Annotated in this window: 10 protein-coding genes and 1 pseudogene; 3 read left to right on the top strand and 8 right to left on the bottom strand. The window is 66.0% G+C overall.

Annotated elements, in window-relative coordinates:
• Positions 1–51: 51 nt before the first annotated feature.
• From QP904_RS11860 to QP904_RS11590, 3 genes and pseudogenes are all read left to right on the top strand, one after another.
• Positions 52–476: pseudogene (locus QP904_RS11860) on the top strand (IS110 family transposase); the annotation flags it as partial.
• Positions 477–506: 30 nt separating this feature from the next.
• A complete protein-coding gene (locus QP904_RS11855; protein ID WP_350309476.1) occupies positions 507–1,115 on the top strand; it encodes a transposase in 609 nt (202 codons plus the stop codon).
• Between the two features lie 457 nt (positions 1,116–1,572).
• On the top strand, positions 1,573–2,136 hold the full coding sequence (locus QP904_RS11590; RefSeq protein ID WP_284767204.1) for an esterase/lipase family protein: 564 nt from the start codon (positions 1,573–1,575) through the stop codon (positions 2,134–2,136).
• A gap of 194 nt (positions 2,137–2,330) precedes the next feature.
• Here the strand turns inward: QP904_RS11590 and QP904_RS11585 are convergent, their stop codons facing one another.
• From QP904_RS11585 to QP904_RS11550, 8 genes are all read right to left on the bottom strand, one after another.
• The gene (locus tag QP904_RS11585; protein ID WP_238801894.1) at positions 2,331–4,064 is read right to left on the bottom strand and encodes an ABC transporter ATP-binding protein; all 1,734 of its coding nucleotides are present in this window, start codon (positions 4,062–4,064) and stop codon (positions 2,331–2,333) included.
• The gene (locus tag QP904_RS11580; RefSeq protein WP_238801895.1) at positions 4,061–5,839 is read right to left on the bottom strand and encodes an ABC transporter ATP-binding protein; all 1,779 of its coding nucleotides are present in this window, start codon (positions 5,837–5,839) and stop codon (positions 4,061–4,063) included. Before QP904_RS11580 ends, QP904_RS11585 begins: the two co-directional genes overlap by 4 nt.
• Positions 5,836–6,519 carry a class I SAM-dependent methyltransferase gene (locus QP904_RS11575; protein WP_034668635.1) on the bottom strand — a complete coding sequence of 228 codons (684 nt, stop codon included), beginning with the start codon at positions 6,517–6,519 and terminating at the stop codon, positions 5,836–5,838. Before QP904_RS11575 ends, QP904_RS11580 begins: the two co-directional genes overlap by 4 nt.
• A 73-nt stretch (positions 6,520–6,592) precedes the next feature.
• Entirely contained in the window at positions 6,593–7,330 is a 738-nt protein-coding gene (locus tag QP904_RS11570; protein WP_005325972.1) for an ABC transporter permease, read from the bottom strand.
• A complete protein-coding gene (locus QP904_RS11565) occupies positions 7,327–8,079 on the bottom strand; it encodes an ABC transporter permease (RefSeq protein ID WP_005325973.1) in 753 nt (250 codons plus the stop codon). The genes QP904_RS11570 and QP904_RS11565 overlap by 4 nt, the downstream gene beginning before the upstream one ends.
• On the bottom strand, positions 8,076–9,119 hold the full coding sequence (locus tag QP904_RS11560) for an ABC transporter ATP-binding protein (RefSeq protein WP_086589202.1): 1,044 nt from the start codon (positions 9,117–9,119) through the stop codon (positions 8,076–8,078). The genes QP904_RS11565 and QP904_RS11560 overlap by 4 nt, the downstream gene beginning before the upstream one ends.
• The gene (locus QP904_RS11555) at positions 9,116–9,334 is read right to left on the bottom strand and encodes a hypothetical protein (RefSeq protein WP_284836116.1); all 219 of its coding nucleotides are present in this window, start codon (positions 9,332–9,334) and stop codon (positions 9,116–9,118) included. Before QP904_RS11555 ends, QP904_RS11560 begins: the two co-directional genes overlap by 4 nt.
• Positions 9,331–9,651, bottom strand: a complete 321-nt coding sequence (locus tag QP904_RS11550) for a hypothetical protein (protein ID WP_284836115.1) — start codon at positions 9,649–9,651, stop codon at positions 9,331–9,333. The genes QP904_RS11555 and QP904_RS11550 overlap by 4 nt, the downstream gene beginning before the upstream one ends.
• Positions 9,652–10,014: the final 363 nt, after the last annotated feature.

The following is a 10,014-nucleotide window of genomic DNA, read 5'->3' as shown; positions in this document are numbered from 1 at the left end:
ATGAAGCTCAAATAGTCCAACTTCTAATTCATCGCTAGGAGGAACACACCCATGGCCTATGACTTCGTCATTGGCGTGGACGTCGGCAAATACTTCCACCACGCCTGCGTCCTCGATCCCCAAGGCAGACAAGTCCTGCCCAAACGCATCAATCAGCATGAAGGCTCGCTACGCAAGCTCTTCGGCCAATTCCTCGCCGACAACACCTCGGTCCTTGTCATTGTCGATCAACCCAACAACATCGGCCGATTAACCGTCGCAGTCGCCCAACACATAGGGCAGACGATCGCTATCTACCAGGGCTTGCGATGCGACAGCTCTCTCGCATCCACGTCGGCAACTCCAAGACCGATGTACGCGACGCCTACGTCATCGCCCATGCCGGTCTTAACCTTCCAGACGCCCTGCGCAGCGTCGACCGCGTTGAGGAAGTCTTTACCCAGCCAAAAGTTCTCAACGGTATCGACGAAGACCTCGCCCGAGCCTACACACGCCTAATTAACCAGATGCGATCCGCGCTCGTGGGAACCAATCCTGCCTTCGAACATGTCCTGCACGGACAGATGATTCACCGAAAATGGATCCTCCACCTACTTGCAAAATACGGCGGCCCCACCAAGATTCGACGCATCGGTAAAACACGCCTAGCAGCCTTTGCGCGCAGTCACAAAGCGCGCAATCCCGAGCCTGTCATCCATGCCATGCTTGCTGCCATCCACACACAGACCGTGTCCATTGCCGGCGCAGAATACCCCGAACTTAGCGTAGCAATGTCCGCCAAAGACGCACTGGCCAAACTAGCACATCGCAAGGAAATAGAAGCACAGGTACTCAAGCTCATTCAAGACATTCCTCAAACCGAGATTCTTTTATCCATGCCCGGCATCGGCCCACGTAGCGCAGCACAGATCCTCATGACTGTTGGCGATATGTCCGACTTCCCCGATGCAGCGCACCTAGCGTCCTATGCAGGCCTATCACTGCGGACGACTCAGTCGGGAACGTCCATTATGTCGAATCGCCCAACCGCGCTGGCAACAAAAATTAAAGAACGCCCTATGGCAATCGTCTTTTGCATCGATCAGATTCCACGAGCGTTCCCGGCAATTCTATGAACGAAAACGCAAAGAAGACAAAAGACACAACGCCGCAGTCGTCGCACTCGCACGCCGACGCCTCAACGTCCTCTTCGCCATGATGCGAAAAGGCGAGCACTACCGAGACATCCCCACAATCCAGAAGGCCGCAGCAGCCTAAAGCCACCAGACCCCCATCCAAGCCGATTGCACAGCAAGCCCAACCGGCTCCTCAAGGTACCCAAAACAACATCTACGAGACGAAGCAGAAACCCTTCACACCACCAACAAGCCCACCCACGGAGTTGACAACCTATATAGGAACACCCCGACGAGGTGACGAGAATCCCCTCGTCGCTGTCGGACGGCGGTTTCCCGACCGGTGGCCCAGCCGCCGGCAAACCTCACCCGCGGCCGCCCGGGCCCTGTCCATGGCCAAGCCCGGTCTGGTGCCCCCCGGCACCAACGACTTCCGGTGCCGCCCCGGGACGGTGAATTGCCCGTCATCCTCATTCCCGGGACCGGGGAGGACTCCTACGCGAAATGGGCGGGCCTCGCGTCCCGCCTCGCCCGGGCCGGGCTGTGCGCCTACACGTTCACCGACAACCCGCTCGTCGTCGATGGACACCCCGTCGAATGGGCCGTGTTCAGCGGCGACATCCGCCACAGCTCGAAAACACTGGATTCCGTCGTCGACCGGGTGCTGGCCGCGACCGGAGCCCCGGCGGTCAACCTCGTCGGGTATTCGCAGGGCAGCGGACCCCTGCCCCACCACTACATCCGGGAGCTGGGCGGGGACCGGGTCGTCGAACAGCTCATCGGTACCGGTGCCTCGAACCACGGGCCCCGGGCGCACAGCGCAGCCGATCGCTTTGACGTCCACCCCGAGATGCGCCACGGATACTCCCGAAACGCCGGCAAAACGAACGCGCTTGCCTGGGAACAGCAGATCTCCGGTTCCATGCTGCTGAATGAGCTGACCATCGGCGACATCACTCGACCGGGCGTGCGGTACACCTTCCTGGGCACGCGGCACGACAATGCCGTGCTCCCCCACTAAAACTCCTTCGTGCGGGAACCCGGCGTCACCAACATCACCGTCCAAGACGTGTGCCCCGCCCACCGCACCGAGCACTACGGCTTCAATTACGACCCTGTCGCCCAGGGCATCGTCGAGGACCCGCTGACCGGGACGGCGTGGCGGGACCACTGCACCGGTACCGGACCGGAGCGATGGTCCTCGACGGACGAGGATCAGGCGCCCGGGGAGCCTCCCGTCCGGCACGTCCACGACTCGGCGTAGCGGCCGCCCTTCGCCAGCAATTCATCGTGCGTGCCCCGTTCTGCGACCGTCCCGTCCTCCGAAAGCACGACGATGAGGTCGGCATCGCGGACGGTGTGCAGGCGATGGGCGACGACGATCACGGTGCGATCGCCGCGCAACGCTTCCATCGTGCCAACAATCGCCCGCTCAGTGGCCGCATCCAGCGAGGACGTCGGCTCGTCGAAAAGCACCACCGGGGAATCCTTCAGAAGCGCCCGGGCGATGGCGACGCGCTGCCGCTCGCCTCCCGACAGCAGCGTCCCCTCCTCCCCCACCGGGTTATCCCACCCGGAAGGCAGCAGCTCCACGATGCGGTCCACCCCGGATCGCCGGGCGGCCTCGCGCAAGCGGTCTCCGTCGCCGGGCCCGGAACCGAATCCGGGGTCGGCGAAGACCACGTTGTCCCGCACGGACGCGTCGAAGAGGAACGTCTCCTGGAACACCGGGGTCACCAGCGAGTTCACGCCGTCGGTGCCGATCCGAGGCAAGGGCACCCCGCCAATGAGGATCTCCCCCGAGTCCGGATCATGAAACCGCGACAGCAGCCGCATGACCGTCGTCTTGCCCGCCCCCGAAGGTCCCACTATGGCGACCAGCGCTCCCTGAGGCGCACGGAAGCTGACGCCGTCGAGGACCTTCTTCTCCCCGTACCCGAAGCTCACGCCGCGGAACTCCACGTCATGCCCGTCGGGCAGCTCCGGTGCGGCAGGCTCGGGAAGGACGGGGATCGCCCGCAGCTCACGCAGCGCAGCCAACGTGTTGCGGCCCGCGCCGAAACCGCCGGACAACGCTCCCGCCGTGGTGATCGGTCCGGTGAACTGGACGACCACAATGAGCATCGGCGCCAAATGCGCCGGTGACATCCCGCCCGTCGCGGCGACCGCCACGGCGACGACCACCGCCGCCGTGAACACCGCATGGACGACCGAGCCCAACCGTCCGATGGCCGCGCCTTGCGTCGACGTCGCCTTCGCGAACGCATCGTGTTGGGCCTGGATCGCCTCATCCACCATCGCGTCCGCCGCCGAACCGTCGCCCGCGGCGCGAATCACCTGCTGGCCGCGGGTGAACTCGATCAGCCTGCCGGAGACGGCAGCGACGGCGTCAGCATGCGCTTCGTCCGACTCCCCGCCGACCCGGCCAATGGCCCGGTAGGCGAAGAAGAGCACCGGCGCCGACGCGACGAGAACCAACCCGACGCGCCAATCCATCGCCAGAATTCCGAGAGCGATGACGGTCGGCGTAACCACAGCGGCGATGACGGGCCGCAGGATCACGTGCGGCACGGACGCCGCGAACGCCATGCCCGAAGACGCCATCTCCGAAAAGCGGCCGGCCGTGGACTTGGTGACGTACCCGAGTGGCAACGTCAGCACGCGTTCGCCCAGGGAACGCAGCAGGGACGACAGCACCGCTGCGGAATTCGCCCTGCCGACCGTCCCCGCGGCGAGGGACAGCACCGCATGGGCGGCCGCGAGGCCGGCGATGACGCCGGTGAAACGCCACGCCGTCGCATCATCTCCCTCGGCCAGAGCCGACAGCAGCGGCAGCAGCGCGACGAACGCCGCTCCCTGTGCCAGCGCGGCAAGCGCGGCCAACGCAATGAGCCACGCCAGCGTCATCTTCGAGTGCCGATCCGTCATCGACCACAAGTCCCGGATCATCGGTTCCCTGCCTTTTCATCGTCTGCTTCAGTGCCCCGCGGGGCGGATGGTTCGTCGTCGAGGGCGAACGCGCGCCACAGATCCCGGTAGCGGCCACCGCGCGCAAGCAACTCGTCGTGGGTGCCCGCCTCCGCGACCGCTCCCCCATCGAGAACGAGGATGCGGTCAGCGTTGCGGATCGTGCTCAATCTGTGCGCAATCACGATCACCGTCCGCGAACGAGCCAAACGCTCGATTGCGGACTGAATGAGGGCCTCGGAAGCCGGATCCGCGTAAGCGGTTGCCTCGTCGAAGATGAGCACCGGCGCGTCCGTGACAATCGACCTCGCGATGGCCACGCGCTGCGCCTCACCACCGGAAAAGGTTACGTCGACGTTGACCACCGAATCCAGGCCCTTCGGCAGCGCCGCGATGACCGTATCGAGGTTCGCGAGCTTCGCGGCCGCCATGATTTCGCCGTCGGTGGCGTCTCTCCTGGCCAGCCGGATGTTCTCCCGCAAGGGCAGCGTGAGCAACTGCGGATCCTGGAACACCACCGACACCGAACGGTGCACGTCGCGCACGGCGATGTCGCGAAGATCGTCGCCGCCCAGCAGCACCGAGCCTTCGACAGGGTCGTGGAAACGCGCCAACAGCCGGGCGACGGTGGACTTTCCGGAACCGGAGGGTCCCACCAGCGCCGTGAGGGCCCCCGATTCGAACGTCGCGGACATCCCGTCGAGGACCCGCGGCCCATCCCCGTAGGAGAAGACCAGGTTCCGGACCTCGAGCGCGCCTCCGTGCACGGGCACCGGCTCGGCGGACTCGGTGATCGGCGGCGTGCCCAGCACCTCCGCGATGGACTTCAGGGCGGCGATCCCCGCGATGATGGGTTCGGAGTTCATAGCCACCCTCACGATCGCCGCGGAGAGTCCAAGGCCGAGAACCAGCCCGGCGACGAGACCCTCCGGTTTGCCGCCCGCGGTGTCCCTCAAAGCGAGGCCGGCGCCGCACACCACTGCGAGGACCGTGATCGGGGACGTCACCACGTCGATGAGCCCGAGATAGATGTTCGACTGCCGGGACCAGGCGGACCACGCGCGGACGAACGACGACGCCGCGGCATCGTAGCGGCCCGCGCCCTGGCTGGCGCGTCCGAAGGACTTCATCACCGGGATGCCGCGCACCAACTCGATGACCGCAGCCGTCACTTTTTCAGAGGCTCGCTCGTAGTCGCGCTGAAGACCGGCTCCGCGCGAAATCATCACGCCCATCAGGGCGAAGGTGACCAGCACCGGGACGACCGCCACCGCCGCGATCCGCCAATCGACCGCGACGAGCGCGATGAGGGAAAGCAGGGGAACCAGCACCGCCACCACGGTCTCGCCGACGGTGTGGCCCATGAGCTGGTGGACAGCCGCGACGTCCTTCTCAACCGACCCGATGATCCCCGACGAGCGCCGGGCGTCCAGCCAACCCAGCGGCAGCTTCCGGATATGGGCAACCAACCGGCGCCGGAGGTGGAGCTGCAGGTCGTTATCCGCCCGGTGCGAGAGCATGCCGGCGGCGCCGTCCGCAGCCATTCGCACCGTCGCGGCGACGACGATGACAACCACGGCCAACCACGTCCGATGCACCGGGGCCTCCGGGTACGTCATCGCGATGTCGATGATGCCGACCAGCGAAGCGACGGTAGCCACCGACGACAGGACGGACAACGCGACCACCGCACGCATCCGGGTCCGGATCGGGGCGAGCAGCGACCACGGGCCGACGGTCCCGTCCACGGCGCTCACTTCCCCGCCTCCCCGATCGCGCTTTTCTTCGCGAGAGTGCAGAAATACACCATGCCGGCGCGTGAGGCTCCGTCCAGCTTCAGCCCGTTGGCTTCGGCGAGGTCCTCGAGCTCGCTGCCCCGGAACACCCGGTGGCCCATCTTCGCCATGACGGCCATGTCGACCCGCTCGTTCACGTCGGGATCCTCGACGAACGTCTGCACGTAAGCGATGCCGCCGTCGGCGAGCAGCCCGGAGACCCTGCCGAGCGCGGCTCCCGCATCCTTCATTTGGTGGAGCGCGCCACACACCCAGATTTCACAGGCCCCGCCGGGCTCTCCCGCGAGCGGCGTGAGGATGTCGGCAACGTGGAATTCCGTCCGGGCCCCGAGCCCGTCGGCGGCGGCGCGTTCGCGGGCGATGCGGATCGCATTGGGCGACAGGTCGTAGCCGACGATGTTCGCCCTGCGATAGCGAGACTCAGCGGCGAGCGTGCGGGCGAGCCACCCGGTTCCGCAACCGAGGTCGAGGACCCGGGCCGGCGCATCCGGCCCGGGATCCAGCGCACGGAGCTTCCGGTACACGGCGGCGGCGTCCATCGGTTCGCGCGCATAGCGGCTTAGGAACCTCGGCTGGACCTTGTCCTCGTAGGCCGCGAGGAGCCTGCGGTTGTTCTGGACGATCTGGGCGATCGACTTCATCTGGTTCTGTCTCCGGGTGTGTGGGCCGCGTCCACGCGGCGGTTTCGGGTTAGATGCTCGGATTCGCGGGCCGTCATGCAGACTCCCCCGGCCTCGTTTTCACGGCGATGCCCCACGCCGCGAGCACGGCGATACCAAAGAACCAGGCCGCGCAGACCACCAGACCCGCAGCCCCGGTACCGTTGACGGCCTCGCCGGCCGCGGATACGGGGGTGTGCCCGGCGATTCCGCGCAGGAGGGGACGGAAGTGGTCGGCGGGCATGAGCACCGTGTTGACGAACATCGCAACGATTATCAACGGGATAAGGGCCACGGATCCCTGGGGGCTGGTGATGGAGAACGCGATGTACGTGCCGGTGCATGCGGCCGCCGCGGCAACCATCGCGCCGGTCACCGTGATCCTCCACCACCAGGACACCTCCAGGGGGCCGTCGGAAAGCAAGGCGGCCACCGCCGCGACGACGATCGTCATCGCCATGATCCGGATGAACTCGGCGATTATCCGTGCGGTCGGCACGGCCGCGTACGGTGCCGGCATTGTGATCAACCGCTCGTGGAGGCCATTGCTGCGTTCAACGAACACGGTGGACGATCCCGTGATGGCCAAGATGAACGCCCACGCCGTTACGACAAGGATGACCGCGTTCCGGAGTTCGAACTCTCCGGTGAGCTGCCTGACCAGGCTACCGAACATGCGGTTGACGATGAACAGGTACACGAGCGGAGCAATGAACGTCATGAACCAGAAGTCAGGGCGCCGCAGCCAAGTGTGGACGATGCGCCGCAGATGCACGAAAATGGCGTCGATCATGATTCGCTCCTCGAGGTGAACAGGCGGATGAACAGGACGATTCCGACGACCGTCGCGACACCAAGCCACAGGGCGGCCTCTTCCCCGGCGTGATTCGGGAAGGCGCCCGGGGACGCCGCCCTGATCACCTCGATCACCGGCGAAAAAGGCATGTGGCGCACGATGTCGCGCAGGGAGCCGTCCACAGCGGTCGTCGGAATGAACGCAGTGGAGAACATGAGCAGCAGCATTTCCAGCGCCTGGATCGATGAGGCCGTCGACACCGGAGCGGGCACCATCAGGATCACCCCGTCCGTGACCAGGGACAGGACCGCGGCAGCGAGCAGTGACCACAGGACTGTCCACGCGACGTCACCGAGAGCCATGTCGAGGCCACAGGCCCACGCGACGATCAGCAGCGCCGCGATCGACGCGGACATCCGCAGCACATCGGTGGCGAGCCTGCCGGCGACATAGCCGCCCGTGGCCCCGGGCAACACGCGCACACGGTCGACGAGCCCGGATTCGACGTCCTGTCCCACCGCCATCGCCGACGCCGCGGCGGTGAACATCGCCGCCTGGAACAGGCAGCCGCCGAGCACGAAACGCAGGTACCCGAAGCCGGATTGCCCTGCTGAGTACCCAAACACCGCGTACAGGCACAGCAGGAAGAGGGGAGGAACAACGAACATGGAGATCAGCGACGCGGTGTTGCGTCGCAACAGCAGCAGATCCCGACGGAGGAACGCCGCGACCGACGTCGCACTCATCGCGCCGCACCCCCCGCGTTCATCGATATGAACACCTCGTTAAGGGTGGGCGGCGACACGCTCAGCGAATCCGGCAACGCTTCCGAGGCCTCCATCGCCCGCGCCACCGCCTCGAGGACCTGCGGTCCGGGGTCGACGTCGAGGGACACCATCTTCCCCGCGACGCGGGCGCGGTCCAGACACGCTCCCCTTAGGCAGCGGGCGAATGCCTCCGCCCCGGCGGCGGTGGCGAAGGACACGCGGAGCACGTGCGACCCGAAGTCGCGACGCAATTCCTCCGGCGTTCCGCTGGCGACGATGCGGCGGTCCTTGAGCAGATGGACGTGGTCTGCCAGCGCCTCCGCCTCTTCCAGGTACTGGGTGGTCAGCACCAGGGTCATTCCGTCGTCCCGCAGTTGCCGGATGAAGCCCCACAACTCTTCGCGGCTGACCGGGTCCAGCCCCGTCGTGGGTTCGTCGAGGAACAGCAACCTGGGCACGACGCACAGCGACGCGGCGATGTCGAGGCGGCGCCGCATACCACCCGAATAGGCCGACGCCAACGTCGAGGCACTGTCCGCGAGCGAGAATTGCGCGAGCAGTTCCGTCGCGCGGGCGGCCGCGTCGGCGCGGTCGAGTCCGCGCAGACGCCCGAAGAACTCCAGGTTCTCCCGGCCGGTGAGGTTCTCGTCGATCGCCGCGAATTGGCCGGTGGTGGCAATGTCGGCGCGCACGCCCGCCGGATCCTCTTTCACATCGCGCGAGAAGATGCTCACCTCGCCGGAGTCTGCGGTGATGAGCGTCGACAGGATTCGGATGAGGGTGGTCTTGCCTGCGCCGTTGTGGCCGAGGAACGACACGATCGACCCGGCGGGCACGGTGAAACTCACGCCGTCGAGCACATGCTTGCGCATCCGGGCGCCGCGCTTTCCCTTACGCCCGCCGTCCGGCGGAGCACCTGCCCCGCCTTCGGGCGCGGTGCCGGCTTTGCCCGCAATCGGGTAGCTCTTCGTGAGGTCGCGGACGACGATCGCCGCACCCCGTTCAGCTTGATCCGTCATCGTTTCTCCTTTTCTTTAGTGTCGCATTGGGCCGCTGCCGGCAGTGGCCCCGTGGTCAGGTTGTCATGCGGCGTTTCGATATGGATGCCCGCATCGCGGGCGAAGGCGAGGACCGGTTCGAGGAGCCGGGGGTGGCCGACGAGATCCCGGCACCCCGGCGCGACCGGCTTCCCCGTGACCGACGCAACGGTGGCGGCGGCAATGGCCGCGGTCATTTTGTAGGAACCCGGGCCAGTCGCCCGGACGACGGTTGTCTCGGCCGCCGACCCCGCATCGCCCGCGCCTTCCGCGACGTCACGGCCGCCCCGAGACGGGCGAGCAGACCGGAGACGACGGGCATCGCGTACAGTCTCGACGTGCGGATCTTCTCCACCGACTCATCGGGGAGAGCATCGAAGGCGACGTGGTAGGAATATCCGAGGATCGAGGGGCACACCTCGCGTACGACGTCGATGTCCGGGCATTCGTAGCCGATTCCGCTTTGCGACGACACCGGGTTGCGCCGCACTTCGACGATGGCGCCGCCGAGCATATCGCGGGTGGATGGTCGGCCACCCGCTGCGACCGGTGCGACGTGTACCAACCGCCCATCGTCCGTCTGCGATGCCACGGCGTCGCCGTCGCCCGTCCCGTCCGGGCCCGCGTCCCCGACTCCCCCTCCGGAGAGGGGTTCTCTGGTCGATCCACGTTTTCTGTTCATCGTCGCCGCCTCGCTTCCGTTGCCGATTCCCGATCGGGAACATAACTTGAAACAGTATTAGGTTAGGCAATCCTTATCTACTTATGCCAGACTCGAATTATTGACTTTGCCCCCGCTCCCCCCCATTTCGTTGTTAGCAGTTCCACCTCAGGGCACCGAAGATTCATAGTCTGTCCACCCGATTGGGCGGGCTAT

It is taken from the genome of Corynebacterium nasorum (assembly GCF_030229765.1).
GTDB lineage: Bacteria > Actinomycetota > Actinomycetes > Mycobacteriales > Mycobacteriaceae > Corynebacterium > Corynebacterium kefirresidentii.
Note: the sequence above shows the minus strand (reverse complement) of the source record. Positions and strands in the feature narration are given on the sequence as shown.

Bases quoted from the DNA above. Each gene is read 5' to 3' on its own strand.
- QP904_RS11855 (WP_350309476.1), top strand. From the start codon at position 507: ATGCGATCCGCGCTCGTGGGAACCAATCCTGCCTTCGAACATGTCCTG.
- QP904_RS11585 (WP_238801894.1), bottom strand. From the start codon at position 4,064: ATGATCCGGGACTTGTGGTCGATGACGGATCGGCACTCGAAGATGACG.
- QP904_RS11575 (WP_034668635.1), bottom strand. From the start codon at position 6,519: ATGAAGTCGATCGCCCAGATCGTCCAGAACAACCGCAGGCTCCTCGCG.
- QP904_RS11570 (WP_005325972.1), bottom strand. From the start codon at position 7,330: ATGATCGACGCCATTTTCGTGCATCTGCGGCGCATCGTCCACACTTGG.
- QP904_RS11565 (WP_005325973.1), bottom strand. From the start codon at position 8,079: ATGAGTGCGACGTCGGTCGCGGCGTTCCTCCGTCGGGATCTGCTGCTG.
- QP904_RS11560 (WP_086589202.1), bottom strand. From the start codon at position 9,119: ATGACGGATCAAGCTGAACGGGGTGCGGCGATCGTCGTCCGCGACCTC.
- QP904_RS11555 (WP_284836116.1), bottom strand. From the start codon at position 9,334: ATGACCGCGGCCATTGCCGCCGCCACCGTTGCGTCGGTCACGGGGAAG.
- QP904_RS11550 (WP_284836115.1), bottom strand. From the start codon at position 9,651: ATGCTCGGCGGCGCCATCGTCGAAGTGCGGCGCAACCCGGTGTCGTCG.